General features: G+C 72.2%; 14 protein-coding genes. 8 read left to right on the forward strand and 6 right to left on the reverse strand.

Translation table 11 applies throughout. The annotated features are described in order from the left end of the window. Positions 1 to 31 precede the first annotated feature (31 nt). Positions 32 to 1,372, forward strand: a complete 1,341-nt coding sequence (locus AB8A24_RS08660; protein ID WP_369475266.1) for a DUF2252 domain-containing protein — start codon at positions 32 to 34, stop codon at positions 1,370 to 1,372. A gap of 24 nt (positions 1,373 to 1,396) precedes the next feature. Here AB8A24_RS08660 and AB8A24_RS08665 read toward each other — a convergent pair whose 3' ends face one another. Then, on the reverse strand, positions 1,397 to 1,909 hold the full coding sequence (locus AB8A24_RS08665) for a PadR family transcriptional regulator (RefSeq protein WP_328964790.1): 513 nt from the start codon (positions 1,907 to 1,909) through the stop codon (positions 1,397 to 1,399). Between the two features lie 94 nt (positions 1,910 to 2,003). On the opposite strand from AB8A24_RS08665, the gene AB8A24_RS08670 reads away from it, so the two are divergent. Both AB8A24_RS08670 and AB8A24_RS08675 read left to right on the forward strand, forming a co-directional pair. Next, a complete protein-coding gene (locus tag AB8A24_RS08670; protein WP_369475267.1) occupies positions 2,004 to 2,567 on the forward strand; it encodes a hypothetical protein in 564 nt (187 codons plus the stop codon). A 616-nt stretch (positions 2,568 to 3,183) separates the two neighbouring features. Further along, positions 3,184 to 4,695 (forward strand): FG-GAP-like repeat-containing protein, encoded by a 1,512-nt coding sequence (locus AB8A24_RS08675; RefSeq protein ID WP_369475268.1) that lies wholly within the window; start codon positions 3,184 to 3,186, stop codon positions 4,693 to 4,695. Positions 4,696 to 4,734: 39 nt separating this feature from the next. Here AB8A24_RS08675 and AB8A24_RS08680 read toward each other — a convergent pair whose 3' ends face one another. Continuing rightward, positions 4,735 to 6,027, reverse strand: coding sequence for an MFS transporter (locus AB8A24_RS08680; RefSeq protein ID WP_369475269.1), 1,293 nt, complete (start codon positions 6,025 to 6,027; stop codon positions 4,735 to 4,737). A gap of 132 nt (positions 6,028 to 6,159) precedes the next feature. On the opposite strand from AB8A24_RS08680, the gene AB8A24_RS08685 reads away from it, so the two are divergent. The 3 genes from AB8A24_RS08685 (at position 6,160) to AB8A24_RS08695 (ending at position 10,250) form a co-directional block, all read left to right on the forward strand. Continuing rightward, a complete protein-coding gene (locus AB8A24_RS08685) occupies positions 6,160 to 7,227 on the forward strand; it encodes an AI-2E family transporter (RefSeq protein WP_369475270.1) in 1,068 nt (355 codons plus the stop codon). A 47-nt stretch (positions 7,228 to 7,274) separates the two neighbouring features. Then, entirely contained in the window at positions 7,275 to 9,314 is a 2,040-nt protein-coding gene (locus AB8A24_RS08690; protein ID WP_369475271.1) for a prolyl oligopeptidase family protein, read from the forward strand. A 123-nt stretch (positions 9,315 to 9,437) separates the two neighbouring features. Then, positions 9,438 to 10,250, forward strand: coding sequence for a class I SAM-dependent methyltransferase (locus AB8A24_RS08695; RefSeq protein ID WP_369475272.1), 813 nt, complete (start codon positions 9,438 to 9,440; stop codon positions 10,248 to 10,250). A gap of 13 nt (positions 10,251 to 10,263) precedes the next feature. Here the strand turns inward: AB8A24_RS08695 and AB8A24_RS08700 are convergent, their stop codons facing one another. Then, positions 10,264 to 10,788, reverse strand: a complete 525-nt coding sequence (locus tag AB8A24_RS08700) for a DUF4188 domain-containing protein (protein WP_328964797.1) — start codon at positions 10,786 to 10,788, stop codon at positions 10,264 to 10,266. Between the two features lie 90 nt (positions 10,789 to 10,878). Here AB8A24_RS08700 and AB8A24_RS08705 point away from each other — a divergent pair, with 90 nt between their 5' ends. Continuing rightward, complete coding sequence (locus AB8A24_RS08705) at positions 10,879 to 11,556, forward strand: MerR family transcriptional regulator (RefSeq protein ID WP_328966096.1); 678 nt, start codon at positions 10,879 to 10,881, stop codon at positions 11,554 to 11,556. A 27-nt stretch (positions 11,557 to 11,583) separates the two neighbouring features. On the opposite strand, the gene AB8A24_RS08710 is transcribed toward AB8A24_RS08705, so the two are convergent. The 3 genes from AB8A24_RS08710 to AB8A24_RS08720 form a co-directional block, all read right to left on the reverse strand. Beyond that, on the reverse strand, positions 11,584 to 12,609 hold the full coding sequence (locus AB8A24_RS08710; protein WP_328964798.1) for an NAD-dependent epimerase/dehydratase family protein: 1,026 nt from the start codon (positions 12,607 to 12,609) through the stop codon (positions 11,584 to 11,586). Between the two features lie 140 nt (positions 12,610 to 12,749). Further along, positions 12,750 to 13,298: a GNAT family N-acetyltransferase gene (locus AB8A24_RS08715; RefSeq protein WP_266387129.1), complete on the reverse strand. Its 549-nt coding sequence runs from the start codon at positions 13,296 to 13,298 to the stop codon at positions 12,750 to 12,752. Positions 13,299 to 13,333: 35 nt separating this feature from the next. Continuing rightward, entirely contained in the window at positions 13,334 to 13,876 is a 543-nt protein-coding gene (locus AB8A24_RS08720; RefSeq protein WP_328964799.1) for a GNAT family N-acetyltransferase, read from the reverse strand. 218 nt (positions 13,877 to 14,094) lie between these two features. Here AB8A24_RS08720 and AB8A24_RS08725 point away from each other — a divergent pair, with 218 nt between their 5' ends. Then, positions 14,095 to 15,507, forward strand: coding sequence for an Ig-like domain-containing protein (locus AB8A24_RS08725; protein ID WP_328964800.1), 1,413 nt, complete (start codon positions 14,095 to 14,097; stop codon positions 15,505 to 15,507). Positions 15,508 to 15,509 lie beyond the last annotated feature (2 nt).

The following is a 15,509-nucleotide window of genomic DNA, read 5'->3' on the forward strand; positions in this document are numbered from 1 at the left end:
ATGAGGAGGGACCGGCGAGGAGGAGCGGCGCATGACCAGTCCAGCTGAGCGGCTCCGGCGCGGACGGGCCGTCCGCAAGATCACCGGCCGCGCCGCGCACGGGCGGTGGACCGCTTCACCGGACCGGCCCGACCCCATCGGCGTACTGCGGCGGCAGGGCACCGACCGGGTGCCCGAACTGCTGCCGATCCGCTACGGCCGAATGGCGGCATCGCCGCTCGCCTTCCTGCGTGGCGCGGCCGCCGTCATGGCCGCCGACCTGGCCGCCGGGCCGCAGACCGGCCTGACCGTCCAGCTGTGCGGGGACGCACACCTGCTGAACTTCGGCGTGTTCGCCTCGCCCGAACGCGCCCTGCTCTTCGACCTCAACGACTTCGACGAGACCTTCCCCGGCCCCTTCGAATGGGACGTCAAACGGCTCGCCGCGAGCGTCGCGGTGGCCGCCCGAGACAACGGGCACGGCGACGAACGCGCCGCGAGAGCGGCCCGTCGCGCCGCCCGGGCCTACCGCCGCACGATCCGGGAGCTCGCCGGACACCGCGAGCTGGACGTCTGGTACCACCGGATCGACACCGCCGACCTGCTGCCCCTCATCCGCACGCCCGAACTGCGCGACCGGGTGGAGGCCAACCTGGCACGCGCCCGCCGCCGCACCAGCCTGCGCGCGCTCGGCAAGCTCACGGAGGTCCGCGACGGGCGCCGGCGCATCATCCACGATCCGCCGCTGCTGGAGCCGCTCGCCCGGGCCGACTCACGGGAGGTCGACCAGATCTTCGGCAAGTACCGCAGCACCCTCCCGGAGGAACGCCGCCTCCTGCTCGACCGGTTCCGCTTGGCCGACGCGGCACGCAAGGTGGTCGGCGTCGGGAGCGTGGGGACCCGCTGCTTCATCGTGCTGCTGCTCGGGCGCGACGCCGACGATCCACTGTTCCTGCAGATCAAGGAGGCCGTGCCGTCGGTCCTGCAAGGGCATCTCCCGGACGACGGGCACGATCACCAAGGGCACCGGGTGGTCGCCGGTCAGCGGCGCATGCAGGCCGCGGGCGACATCTTCCTCGGCTGGACGACCGGACCCGCCGGGCGCCATTTCTACGGCCGGCAGCTGCGCGACATGAAGGGGTCCGCCGATGTCGCGGGCATGTCCCCGGGCCTGCTCGCCCAGTACGCCGAGTTGTGCGGCAGGGCCCTGGCCCGCGCCCACGCCCGTACCGGCGACCGCATCGCCATCGCCGGCTACCTCGGTGGCGGCGACACCTTCGACCGCGCCGTGGCCGGTTTCGCGCTCCGCTACGCGGACCGGACCCTCGCCGACCACGCGCTGCTGACCGCCGCCGTCGCCGACGGCAGGATCACCGCCACCAGCGGCGTCTGATCGGCGGGATCCGAAAGGGACGGCCTAGCGGATCTGGTCGGCCGCCCACGCGGCCCACTCGCGGCGCATCGCGTTGAAGCGGAGGCCGTACTCCAGGGCGATCTTGCCGTTCACCGAGAGCGGGTCGTCGCCCCAGTCGATGGAGTCGGCCAGTCGGCGCAAGGCCTCGTGCTCCTGCTCCGACAGCTCCATGAGTTCGGTGAGGTAGCTCCGCGCCTGGTCCGGCGTGATCACGTTGAGGAAGAACACCCGCAGCAAGATGTCGCTCCTGGTGTTGCGTTGGGGCTTGATCTCCGTCAGCCAGTGGCGCAGCTCCGCCAGACCCTCGTCGGTGAGGGTGTACTCCTTGCGGCCGCGCGGGCCCTGAGCCGAGACGCTGATCAGCCCGTTGTTGGCGAGCTTGGACAGCTCCGTGTACATCTGGCTCTGCGTGGCGGGCCAGACGTTGGCCAAAGAGGTCTCGAAGCGCTTCAGCAGGTCGTAGCCGCTGGCGGGGCGCTCTGACAGGAGTCCGAGGAGGGCGTGTCGAAGGCTCATGCCATCACTTTACCTTCCACTGTTGACATGTCGAGGGTGGAGATTCTAGTTTCTACATGTCAGAACAGGAATGTCAGCAACTCGGGGGTCTTCGATGTCGTACTTACGCACCTTCCTTCCATGGATCGTCTTCGCGGTGGTCCCGTCCGCCCAGTGGCAGTGGGGGGCGCTCGCTGGTCTGCTGGTGGCGGTGACGGTGATCGCCCAACAGCAGCGTACGGGAGTCGGCTTCGACGCTCTGATCATGGAATCCGGCTCGGCCGTCTTCTTCGCGGCCTTGGCGGCCGTCTCCTTCGCAGACCCCCATTCGGTCGTACATGCCTACTCGGCGGCGCTCTCCTCGGCCACCCTGGCCCTCATCGCTGGGGCCTCGCTGCTCGCGGGCAAGCCGTTCACGCTGGGCATCGCCAAGCGCACCACCCCACCCGAGGTCTGGAGCCTCAAGCCCTTCGTCCGGGTCAACGTGGTCATCACCACCGTGTGGACGGCCGCCTTCGCCGTCACGGCGGGTGCCCTCGCGGCTCTCGCCCACACCGGCCAGGGCCACTCCACGACGGCGACACTCGTCCAGGCCGCCGGGTTCGTCGTCCCCATGCTGTTCACCGTGCGCTACGTCGCCACTGTTCAGGCCAGGGCCAGGGTCAAGGGCAACGGCTAGGGCTGGTCGGTACCTGGCACTCGGCGCCGGACGCTCCGCTCAGCCCCCGTCACGGCACGGCCATCCCGCCAGGGGGTTCACGGGCGTACTGCCCACACGCAAGCCGAGCGGCACCGGCATCCAACCTGTCGGGGGCCGGTGGCGAGGGTGGCTGACTGTCACTCACCTTCGCGGCGCGGACAACGCGCTGGAACATCCCCGCCCTGAACCGCACCACTTGGCGCCGTATTGCACGGCCCCGCACGACCCCGCACCGCACCGCATCGCCTCGTAGTGAAGCTGACCCCCGGCGCCGGCCCGGGCCCCGGCCCTCGGCCCCGGCCGTCATGCCGCCCCTGGGGTGCGCGGTCCACCACGCCTCCGGCGCGCCGCCGAACGGGACGTACCCCCGATTGGACCCCTGAGAGCGGGAGCCGGAGTCCCGAGCCGAACCCCGGCCCGACGAGCCGCCCCGCGCCGCGCCGTCCGCACGGCACGGCACCGCTCCGCGCCCACCGCACCGCCAGATCGCCGCGCCGCCCGTGCGGCAGCGATCCCGTTCGCCCTCTTCACCGTTCAGCCCCTGGTTCTCCGGGTCCGGAGAACCCCTGCGCTTCCACCTCATCAGGAGAATGTCATGAACATGACCATTCGTCTCGCCCTGTCCGTCGCCGTCGTCGGCGCGGTCACCGCCACGACGCTGGGTCAGGCCGTCGCCGACACCCCGGCGCCGTCCGCCGCCGCGTCCGGTGCGGCGAACCCGGGCTTCCTGACCCACTTCACCCCGACCGTGCCCAATCCGACCACCGCCTCGGCGGCGCAGCTGGCCGCAGGCCGGCCGGTCGGCGCCTTCGCCACTCTGACCGCGGATTCCTCGGCGGGGGGCAGCATCAGCAGGGCGGAGGTCATCGCCCGGGCCCAGTCATGGGTCGACGCGGGCGTGCCGTACAGCATGACCAGCTACCGCACCGACGCCAACGGCAAGTACCGCACCGACTGTTCCGGCTTCGTCTCCATGGCCTGGCACCTGAACTCCTCCAGCGGGAACAACTGGGGCGAGACCACCGGCACCCTGCTGAACTACACCTCCTCCATACCCAAGGAGTCCCTCAAGCCGGGTGACGTCCTCCTCAACCCCGACTCGGGCGCCGGCGGCCACGTGGTCATCTTCAACGGATGGACCAGCTCCGATCACTCCACGTACGACGCGCTGGAGGAGTCCGGCAGCAGCGGCGCCGTCCACCACAGCATCCCCTACCCCTACTACAGCGGCCACGGCACCTTCAGCCCCCGCCGCTACGACAACATCCAGGATGCCAACAACGGTGCGGACGTCACGGGTGACGGCAAGGCCGATCTGATGGTGTTGAGCACCGACGGGACGATCGGGCTCCGTCCGGGTTCGGGGACGAGTTTCGGTGCCGGCACCACGGTCAGCGCGGGCTGGCAGAACTTCCTGGGCGGTGCCGGTCAGGGCCGTCTGTACTACGCCGACATCAACGGGGACGGGAACAAGGACCTCCTGGTCCAGGGCACGGACGGCACCATCGGCGTCCGGTTCAACAACGGCTCCGGCACCAGCTTCGGCGCCAACGTCCCCCTCTCCAGCGGCTGGCAGAACTACCTGAGCCGACCCGGCCAGGGCCGCCTCACCTTCCCCGACATCAACGGCGACGGTAAAGCCGACCTTGTCATCCAGGGCACCGATGGGACGATCGCCACCCACCTCGGCTCCGGGACCAGCTTCGGCGCGAACATCCCGCTGTCCTCCGGCTGGCAGAACTACCTGAGCCAGCCGGGCCAGGGCCGCCTGACCTTCCCGGACATCAACGGTGATGGCAAGGCCGACCTTGTCATCCAGGGCACCGATGGGACGATCGCCACCCACCTCGGCTCCGGGACCAGCTTCGGCGCGAACATCCCGCTGTCCTCCGGCTGGCAGAACTACCTGAGCCAGCCGGGCCAGGGCCGCCTGACCTTCCCGGACATCAACGGTGATGGCAAGGCCGACCTTGTCATCCAGGGCACCGATGGGACGATCGCCACCCACCTCGGCTCCGGCACGAGCTTCGGCGCGAACATCCCGCTGTCCTCCGGCTGGCAGAACTACCTGAGCCAGCCCGGCCAGGGCACCCTCTCCTTCGAGTAGCGCGGCAGAGCAGCCACGCCGGAGAGGGCGCCAGGCGCCTCAGGCCGGTGCGCCGCTCGGCTCCGCCTCCCGGGCAGCCCGGCGGCGCAGCGCGTCCTCGTCGGTGTCGGCGTCGTAGGAGATCAGCTTCGGCAGCAGGGCGGCCAGCACCGCCACCGCCGCCACACAGGCCAGGCCGCCGCCCCAGAAGGCCGATCGGGTACCGGTCCAGCCGGCCATCGTGCCCGCCCGGACCTGCCCCAGCTGCGGTCCCACGCTGTACGACAGCACCTCGATGCCCGCGAGCCGGCCCCGCAGCTCCTCCGGGATCGTCTGGTTCCAGATCGTCGCCCGGCCCAGCCCGCTCACCATGTCGCCCGCGCCCGCCACCGCGAGGCACAGCAGCACGAGCCAGATACCGGAGGACGCGCCGGCCCCTGCGACCGCCAGGCCCCAGACAGCCGCACCGAACACCACCAGCAGCCCGTGCCGGCGCACCCGGGACATCCAACCGCTGGTCATGCCCAGCACCAGCGAGCCCACCGCCCCGGCCGCGTACATCAGCCCCAGCGCCCAGACCGCGTCGAGCTCGTCCGCGAGGAAGGGGTAGATCGCGTTCGGGAAGGCGAAGAGCATCGCCGCCAGGTCGACGGCGTACGTCCCCAGCAGGACGGGCCGGCTCCACGCGTAGCGCGCGCCCTCGGCGATCCCGCGCAACGACGGGCGTTCGGCCCCCTTCACCGGCGGCGCCGGACCGAGCCGCAGGCACAGCAGCACCGAGGCGAGGAAACCGAGCACGGTGACGGAGTAGGCCGCGGCGTGACCGGCGAAGGCGACGACCACACCGGCCAGCGCCGGACCGGCGATCGCCCCGAACTGGTAGCGCAGCCCGTTGAGCGCGGCGGCGGCCGTCAGCTGCTCGTGCGGCACGATCCGCGCCATCAGCGAGTCCAGGGCCGGCCGCTGGAGCCCGCTCAGCGCCGACACCCCCGCCGCGACCACGTACAGCGGCCACAGCAGCGGATCCGGCAGCAGCGCGTTGACCAGGAGCACCAGGGCGAGCACCCCGAGCCCGGCCTCGGTCAGCAGGATCATCCGCCGCCGGTCGACCGCGTCGGCGAGGGCGCCGCCGTACAGCCCGAAGACCACCAGCGGCACGAGCTCCACCGCACCCATCGCACCCACCGCCATCGGCGAGTCCGTCAGGTGCTTGATCTGCAGCGGCAGCGCGATCATCGCCATGAACGAACCGAAGTACGTCACCGTGCCCTGGTAGAACAGCAGCCTGAAGTCCCGGCCGGATCGGAACGGGGCGAAATCGGGCAGGACGGCGGACCATCGGGAGGTGCTCACGAGAGGCCATCGTCCGTGGACGCCGCGGACGGGGCAACGGATTTTCCGTGCATCCGCCCCGTATCGATCACAGACGGGCGAATCCGGAGCCCGGCGCGTGGCATCGCGGGCTCGCCATGGCACCCATGGGTCATGCCGCCGGTATCAGCGTTCCTGCGTACGGCAGCGTCGTACGCCTGGCGCCTGCTGGTGGTCGGCGCCGCCGTCTACGCGCTCTTCGCCGTGCTCGGCCGTTTCCACGAGATCGCCGTGGCACTCTTCCTCGGCCTCGTCGTCACCGCCCTGCTGTGGTGGCCCACCCGGCGCCTCGCGCGCGCCCTGCCCCGCTCGGTCGCCGTCGCGGTCATCCTTCTCGGCAGCGCGCTGGTCCTGCTGGGCGTGCTGACCCTGGTCGGCACGGCGGTCGCGGGGGAGAGCACCACCTTGGCCCGGGAGTTCCGTCAGGGACTCTCCAGCATCGAGGAGTACCTGGTGAAGCCGCCCTTCCGGCTGAACCCGAACGCGCTCTCCGACCTCCAGTCCCGCCTCGGCGACTACCTGTCGAGCCACCGCTCCACCCTGCTCAGCCAGGCGCTCAGTGGAGCCGGGCGGCTGGTGCACGTCCTGACCGTGCTCGCCCTCGGGGCCTTCTGCTCCTTCTTCTTCCTGCACGGCGGCGACCGGCAGTGGTCCTGGTTCTGCGCGCAGCTGCCCCGGTCGGTGCGCGCCCGCGTGGGCCTCGCAGGCGCCGCGGCCTGGCGTACGTTCACCGGCTACACCCGCGGGATCGTCCTCGTCGCGGCGACGAACGCGCTCCTGGTGGGGGTGGCCCTGTACTTCCTCGGGGTCCCGCTGGCCGTGCCGCTGGCCGTGCTGGAGTTCTTCGCAGCCTTCATCCCGCTCATCGGATCGCCGGTCGCGCTGGCGGTGGCCGCGGTGGTCGCGCTCGCCGCGAAGGGCCCCTTCGTCGCGGGCCTGGTGGTCGCGCTGATCGTGGTCATCGGCCAGATCGAGGGCCATCTGCTGCATCCGCTGGTGATGAGCCGGGCGGTCCGGCTGCACCCGCTGGTGGTGGCGATCTCGGTGGTCGCGGGAGCCATCGCCGCCGGGGTGGTCGGCGCGGTGGTCGCGGTCCCGCTGGTCTCGGTGACCTGGTCGGTGCACACGGCGCTGCGCGACGCCCGCCTCGGCTCCGGCGGCCCGACGACCGACGACGACTGAGCGGGCGGACGGCGGACACTGTCGGTCGCGTCCTGCACAATCGCCTGATGAGCGATGAAGACCCCTACCTGTGGCTGGAAGACGTATCCGGCGACGCCGCCCTCGCCTGGGTGCGGGAGCGCAATGCCGAGACCGTGGACGAGCTGACCGGTTCCCCCGGCTTCAAGGTCCTCGAGCAGGAGATGCGCGAGGTGCTGGACGACGACGGCCGGATCCCCTACACCGTCCGTAGAGGCGGCCACCTCTACAACTTCTGGCAGGACGCCGACCACGTACGCGGCCTGTGGCGGCGGACGACGTTGGAGGAGTACCGGACCGACCACCCGGCCTGGGAGGTGCTCCTGGACCTCGACGCGCTCGCCGAGGCCGAGGGCGAGAAGTGGGCCTGGGCGGGCAGCCGGGTCCTGGCCCCCGAGCACCGGCACGCCCTCGTCCTGCTGTCCCGGGACGGCGCGGACGCCTGCGTGGTGCGCGAGTTCGACCTGGAGACGCTGGAGTTCGTCGAGGACGGGTTCGCCGTCGCCGAGGCCAAGACCCGGATCGGGTGGATCGACCACGACCGGGTCTGGATCGGCACGGACTTCGGCGCCGGCTCGATGTCCGCGTCCGGCTACCCGCTCCAGGTCCGCCGCTGGCGGCGCGGTACGCTCCTCACGGACGCCGAGCTGGTCTACGAGGGCCGACCGACGGACCTGTCCGCCTCCGGATGGCACGACGACACCCCCGGCTTCGCGCGGGACTTCGTCCACCGGCAGATCGACTTCTGGAACCAGGAGCTCTTCCTGCTGCGGGAGGACGCCGCCGGCCCGCCCCTGAAGATCGACGTCCCGGACGACGCGGGCGCCTCCGTCCACCGCCGATGGCTGACCGTCACCACCAAGTCGCCGTGGCTCGGCCACCCCGCGGGCAGTCTGCTGGCCTTCGACCTCGACGCCTTCCTGGCGGGCGAGCGGGAGGCCGAGGTGCTGTTCACACCGGACGAGCGCACCGCGCTCGCCGGGTACAGCTGGACCCGCGACCACCTCATCCTCAGCACCCGCGCGGACGTCTCCTCCCGGATGGAGCTCCTCACCCCGGGCGAGGGCGAGGGCACCGGCGGCTGGCGTCGCGCACCGCAGCCCGGCCTGCCGCCGCTGTCCACCGCCTCGGTCACCGACACGGACCCGGACGTCGGCGACGAGTACTTCCACCAGGTCTCCGGCTTCCTCCAGCCCGCCACCCTGTACCGGGGCACGGCCGGTGACGACGGCGAGAGCGAGACCCTCAAGCAGAGCCCGGCCCTCTTCGACACCGCCGGCCTCGCCGTGCGCCAGTACTTCGCGACCTCCGCGGACGGCACGAGGGTGCCGTACTTCGTCGTCGGACCCGAGGACCGCCCGGGCCCCGGCCCCACCCTGCTCTACGGGTACGGCGGCTTCGAGATCTCCATGGTCCCGCACTACAGCGCGGTCACCGGACGGGCCTGGCTCGCACGCGGCGGCACGTACGTCGTCGCGGGCATCCGGGGCGGGCACGAGTACGGGCCCGCCTGGCACAAGGCGGCCCTCGGCGCGAACCGGGTCCGGGCGTACGAGGACTTCGCCGCGGTCGCCCGGGACCTCACCGCCCGGGACATCACCACCCCCGCCCAGCTGGGCATCGAGGGCGGCAGCAACGGCGGGCTGCTGATGGGCGCCATGCTCACCCGCGACCCCGAACTGTTCGGCGCGGTCGTCGCGCACGTACCGCTGCTCGACATGCTCCGCTTCCACAAGCTGCTCGCCGGAGCCAGCTGGATCGCCGAGTACGGGGACCCCGACAACCCGGCCGACCGGGCGCACCTGGAGGGGATCTCCCCGTACCACCGGATCCGGGCGGACGGGCCCGCGTACCCGCCGCTGCTCCTGCTGACCTCGACCCGCGACGACCGGGTGCACCCCGGCCACGCCCGCAAGATGGCCGCCCGGCTGCGCGAGTACGGGCATCCCGTCCTCTTCCACGAGCACCTCGGGGGCGGCCACGCGGGCGCCACCGACCACCGGCAGACGGCCTTCAACGAGGCCCTCGTCCACACCTTCCTGTGGGAGCGGCTGACCCCGCGGAACTGATCGGCACCGGGCGCCCCAGGTGAACGGGAGGCATCCGTACGGGGGATTTGCGGGGCCAGACGCTGCCTGGGGCCGGGTTGTGCTCCACCATCGGCGGATGTGACCCCGGCCAGGGAGGACCCCATGAGTACCCCGTACGCGTCCGCCGCCCCGTACTACGCCCGCTACCGGCCCCCGTACCCGGCGGAGCTCTACGCGCTCCTCGCGGACCGGTTCGCGCTCGACGGCTCCCAGACCGTCCTGGACCTCGGCGCCGGACCGGGCACGATCGGTCTGCCGCTGGCTCCGCTCGTCGAGCAGGTCTACGCGGTCGACCCGGAGCCGGCCATGCTCGCCGAGGGGTGCGCACGCGCCGAGGAACAGGGCCGCCGGAACATCTCCTGGTTGCGGGGCGACGCCGCCGACATCGGCCGGCTGTGCCTGCCCCGGATCGACCTGTGCGTCATCGGCGACGCGTTCCACCGGATGGACCGGGCGCGGGTCGCGGCCGACCTGGACGCCGTGCTCGCACCACGGGGCGGGATCGCCGTCGTCACCTCCCTGGCGGCGGCCTGGCCGGCCGTCGTCGACGAGGTGCGCGCCCGCTTCCTCGGACCCGGGACGGGGACGGGGACGGGGACGGGGACGGCGTACGGAGCGCCGACGCGGCGGGCCGACACGCCCGCGGACCACGTGCGGGACGCGGAGGACCAGCTCGCGAAGTCGGAGTTCTCCCGCGTCGGGACCACCATGTGGGAGCGGTCCACGCGCTGCACCGTGGACCAGGTGATCGGCCTGCAGTTCTCCCGCGCCTCCTCCCACCCGGCCCTGCTCGGCGACCGCAAGGACGCCTTCGCGTCCGAGTTGCGCCGCGCCCTGCTGGACCACGACCCCGGCGGTACCTACATCCGTACCGTCACCGTCGCGGCCACCGTCGCGACCCGGCCGCGGCGGTGACCGCGGCTTCACCTCACCCGGCTCGCTGATCCGCTCCGGCCGCGGGTGTGCGGTGCGCGAACCGGTCGGCCGCGCGTCGGCCGCGGCTCTCCAGGGGCAGCACCCCGGTGGCCGCGGCCAGCCCGAACGGGGGCATGTCGAAGTAGATCGACTCGTACGAGCCCTCGGGCACGACGTAGGACTCGTGCCAGAGCCCCACGTGGCGGCGCAACTGCCCCGCGCGGTCCTTGCGGTTGATGATCGACCAGGCCTTGTGGTGGAGCATGTCCGGGGCCGCGGCGTACGCGTAGAGCTTCTCCTTGGACTCCCAGTACTGGACCACGTAGTAGGTGCGGGGCGAGGCGGTGAGCAGGACATGGCCGAGCAGACCTCGGGTGGGGTGCTTGGCGAGCTCGCGGAGCATGCGCGGCATGGCCAGGACCACCGGAACCCAATGGTGCACGGCCCAGAAGTGGTTGATGCGCATTCCGATGAGCAGGACGACGACGTCCCCCTCGGCGGCTGCGGTGGTACGGCCCGGTAAGGGTTTCGCGAACATGCCGGCCTCCCGATCGCCTTGTTGGATAGCACTGCTGTCCAACCGTCACATGATTGGATAGTGACACTCGCCAAGGGAAGGTTCAAGAGATTGCGGCTCGCGGAACTCAGTGAGCGGAGCGGCGTGGCCATCGCCACCATCAAGTACTACCTGCGCGAAGGGCTGTTGCCGCCGGGCCGCCGCGTGAGCGCGACGACCGCGGACTACGACGAAGGCCATCTGCGCAGACTGCGGCTGGTCCGCGCGATGATCCAGGTCGGCCAGGTGCCGGTGGCGAGGGTCCGGCAGGTGCTCGCGCACGTCGACGACGAGTCCCTGGGCCGGACGATGCGCCTGGGCGCGGCCCTGTGGGCCCTGCCCCACGAGCCCGAACAGGCCGACGGCAAGGGTGAGGGCGGCGAAGACGGTGACGGCGAGGACGAGGCCATGACCGCCGCGCGCGCCGAGGTCGACCAGCTGCTACGGACGCTGGGCTGGTCCACGGCAAGGGAGTTGGGGGAACTCTCCCCGGTGCACCGCTCGCTCGTGGCGGCGGTGGCCACGCTGACGCGGCTCGGCTATCCGTGGGACGCCGCGCTCATGGCCCCGTACGCGCGGCTGATGCACGAAGTGGCCGTGCGGGACCTGGACTTCGTGGAGACCTTCCCCTCGGAGGCGGAGAAGGTCGAGACCGCCGTGGCGGCGACCATCCTGTTCCAGCCGGTACTGAAGGCGCTGCACCGGCTGGCCCAGGAGGAGGAGTCGGCCCGCCGGTACGGACTGGAGTGACCCGCCGCCGGTGCCCCCGATCACGGGTCAGGGGGTCGGGGTTCCGCCCGGGGCCGGTGCGTCGGCGAGTGCGGTGAGCAGTTCCTGCTCGCGGGCCGTGCTCAGACCGGCTCGGCGGGGGCGGTCCAGTCCCTCTGCGCGTTCCCACCGCAGGAGGTCCGCCAGCATTTCGGCGCGCGGGCGGTCGCGCAGCCCGGCCGCGTGGGCCGCGGCTCCGCTGCGGGCGCAGAAGCCGGCCCACTTCGGATCCGGCATCCACATGGCCATCGACTCCGGGCCCATGAACGCCCCGACGCCCTGGTCGAGGAGCCACTGCGGGTCCGCCACCGCCACCGGTCCGGTGTACCCGGCCGCACCTGCCGACAGGGTGACCCAGTCGTCGAAGGGGACGACGGGTCCGACGGCGTCGAAGGTCCCGGTGGTGCCCTGCTGGGCGAGGTCCAGGAGCCAGGCCGCCAGGTCGCGCACGTCGATCGCCTGCGTCGGCACGCCGGCCGACCGGGGGAGGAGCACGGGCTGGTCCACCTCGCGCGCGAAGCGCGCCGGCCAGTACCCCGACCGTCCGCTCGCGTCGCCCGGGCCGCCGATCAGACCGGCCCGGGCGATGACGAGCCGGTCTCCCACCGCGGCGCGCGAGGCCTCCTCGCAGGCGACCTTCGCCTCCCCGTACTCCTCCCGCCCCACGTAGGCGCCCTCGGCCGCCGGCAGCAGCGCGGCCGACTCGTCGGCGCCGACCGTGCCGTGGTCGGCGTAGGCGCTGATGGAGGAGACGTAGGTCCAGTGCCGGGCCCGCCCCGCGAGGGCCGCGAGCGCGCCGCGGACGAAGGCCGGCTGCCAGGACACCTCGATCACGGCGTCCCAGTCGCGGTCGCGTTCGAGGAGTTCCGCGTAGGCGGACTCCTCGTTCCGGTCCGCCGCCACCAGCCGCGCACCGGGCGCGACGGCTCCGCTCTCGCCGCGCGCGAGGCAGGTCACCCTGTGCCCCCGCTCCAGCGCCTGCCGCGTGATCTCACGCCCCAGCCATGCGGTCCCGCCCAGTACAAGAAGATCCATCAGGCCACCTCAGCACATCGCGACCACCGCCGCGATACCGGTTCGCGCTCGGCGAAGGGGGACCCGGGTGCGTGCGGGTACGGATCCGGCCATGCCCCTCCGGGCGCCGTCGGCCGTGTGCGGAAAGGCCGTCCACCGCGTCAGGCGGGCTTCGCCCACTCCTCGCGCAGCATCCCGAAGAGCACGCTGTCGTAGCGCTTGCCTTCCAACAGCACGGCCGACCGGCGGCGGCCTTCCTCGCGGAAGCCCAGCCTGCCGAAGGCCCGTACGGCGCGCTCGTTGCCGCTCCAGGTGTCCAGTTCCAGGCGGCTCAGGCCGTAGGCGCCGAACAGATGGTCCACGAGCAGCCGTAGCGCGTCGCTGCCGTGGCCGCGACCCCACAACTCCCGCTCTCCGATGGTGACTCCGAGCGTGGCCACTCCCGCGTACGGGTCCAGGTCCCGGTAGTCGACCATGCCTATCACCCTGCCGTCCGCCCGGTCCTCGACCGTGAACACGGCCGACTCCCGCGGGCTCAGCCGCAGCATGGTGTCGAAGCCGAGCCCGACCGCCTCCGCCGTGACCGGGCCGAAGCACGGATCGCCGGCCGCGGCCCAGCGGACCACCTCCGGATCGTTGCGCCACCGAAGGTGATGCTCCGCGTCCTCGGAGCGCAGTGCGCGCAGCCGTACCAGTCGTCCTTCGAACATTGCGTGATCCTCATCGATTCGTCCTGCGGAGTCGATCATTGCGCCGGTCCGAGGTGCCGCCGAACGTCCCGCCGCATGCAGACGCGCGGCCACCGGTCCAGGCCGTGCGCCGCCTCGCGCTCGCGGATCTCCCGGAGGCCCGCGGTGAGCTCCGCGTCGTCCAGCCGCCGGAACCCGCAGCGCGCGTAGTACGGGGCGTTCCAGGGGACCTCGGTGAAGGTGGTGAGGGTCAGGGCGGGCACCCCCGCGCGCCCGGCGAACTCCGCCAGGTGCTCCAGCAGCCCCCGGCCGAGCCCGCGGCGCGCGTGGTCCGGGTGCACGGACACCTGCTCGACGTGCAGGTTCCCCTCGACGTGCTCGGCGATCAGATAGGCGACCGGGGTGCCGGTGGCGTCGACCGACACCCAGGCCAGCCCGGCCCGTCGGTAGGGGTCGAGCTCGTCGAGTGTCAACGGCTCGTCGTCGGCGATCTCCGGCATGCCGATGTCCCGGAAGCAGCGACCGGCGGCCCTCTCGATGTCCTGGAGGACGGTCAGCTCGTCCCACCGTGCGGGGCGGACAGTGATAGCGATGGCCATGGCCGCATTGTCGCTGGCGGCTCGCGCGAGGGCATCCGATTATCGGACCTGCGGGTGATCCCCGCTCGCCGAGGGCGGGCTCTGTGCTCCGTCCGAGTTCTCTTGGGTGCCCGTTCGGCCGCAGCGCCGAGGGAGTGATCATCATTCTGGTCCCACATCGCTTTGATACGGCTATGCCACGAATGCGACGGAGACAACCGACCAAGGCGTGGGGCGCCGTGGCTGCGGTGACGGGGGCCATGCTGGTCGTCGCCGCAGCGCCGGGCCGGGCGCCCGACGCGGACACCGCGGAGGGGACCCTGGCGGGCCCGCCGCGCGAGGCCGCGGTCACCCTGCTGGTCGGGAGGGTGCTGGACGAGGGCCGCGCGTCCGGCGACGGGCCGTGCGCGGTGCGCATGTTCCGGCCCGGCCTGTGCAGCGGCTGGCAGGAACAGCGGGTACGAGCCACCGCGCGCGGTGTGGGATCCGTCGTGAAGGAGCCCGCCCTCGGCGACACGGCCCGGACCGCCCGGACCGACGTACTCCCCACGGACTCCGGCGGGCCGCTCCAGATCGCCCTCGCCGAACCGGGCCGCCTCACGGACGTCACGGTACGAGACGGACACGGCCGCCACCTCGCCGGTGAACTCGCCCCGCACAGCGAGCGCTGGCTCAACAGCGAACCACTGCGGGCCGGGGAGACCTACACGGTGCAGGTCGGCGCCCTGGACCCGGACGGGACCGCCGTCGGCGTGACCATGGCGTTCCGGACCGCGCCGCCCGCGGACGGGGGCCGGCTGACGGTCGAGTTCGGGCCCGGCCCCGGCACGTACGGAGCGGGGGAGATCGTGACGGCGAGCCTCAGCCGCCCGGTGCCCGCCGACGACCTCCCGGCCCGCGCCCGGCTGGAGCGGGGCCTGCAGGTGACCTCGGAACCCCATGTCGAGGGCGCGTGGCACTGGGTCGACGAATCGACCCTGCACTTCCGGCCGCGTACGTACTGGCCCGCCCACACCGTCGTCCGCGTGCGCAGCGGTCTCGACGGGGTCGAGGTCGGGGACCAGGACTACGGCGGCCCCTCCGACGCCGTGCAGTTCACCATCGCGGACCGGATCGAGGCCGTCACCGACTCCGCCACCCACCGGATGACCGTACGCCGCAACGGACGGGTCATCAGGACCATCCCGGTCACCACCGGCAAGGAGGGCTTCCGGACCCGCAGCGGCATCAAGGTCGTGCTGCGCAAGGAGCCCAAGGTCCGCATGCGCGGTGACACCGTCGGCATCAAGCGCGGCACCAGCGAGTTCTACGACCTGCCCGTCTCCTACGCGACCCGGGTGACCTGGAGCGGCGAGTACATCCACGCCGCGCCCTGGTCGGTCGAGGCGCAGGGCGAGGAGAACGTCAGCCACGGCTGCACGGGCATGAGCACCGAGGACGCCGCCTGGTTCTTCGACACCGTCCGCGAAGGGGACATCGTGGAGGTGGTCAACAGCGGCGGAGAGAAGATGGCCCCCTTCGACAACGGCTTCGGGGACTGGAACGTCGACTGGCGTACCTGGCTGGCGGGCAGCGCCCTGGCCACCGTCGACGGGAGCCCGCAGGATGCGTCGGTCACCCCCGTTTCGTCGCGGCTGCACCCGACCACCTGACC

The sequence above is a fragment of the Streptomyces sp. BF23-19 genome, assembly GCF_041106355.1.
Lineage (GTDB): Bacteria > Actinomycetota > Actinomycetes > Streptomycetales > Streptomycetaceae > Streptomyces > Streptomyces virginiae_A.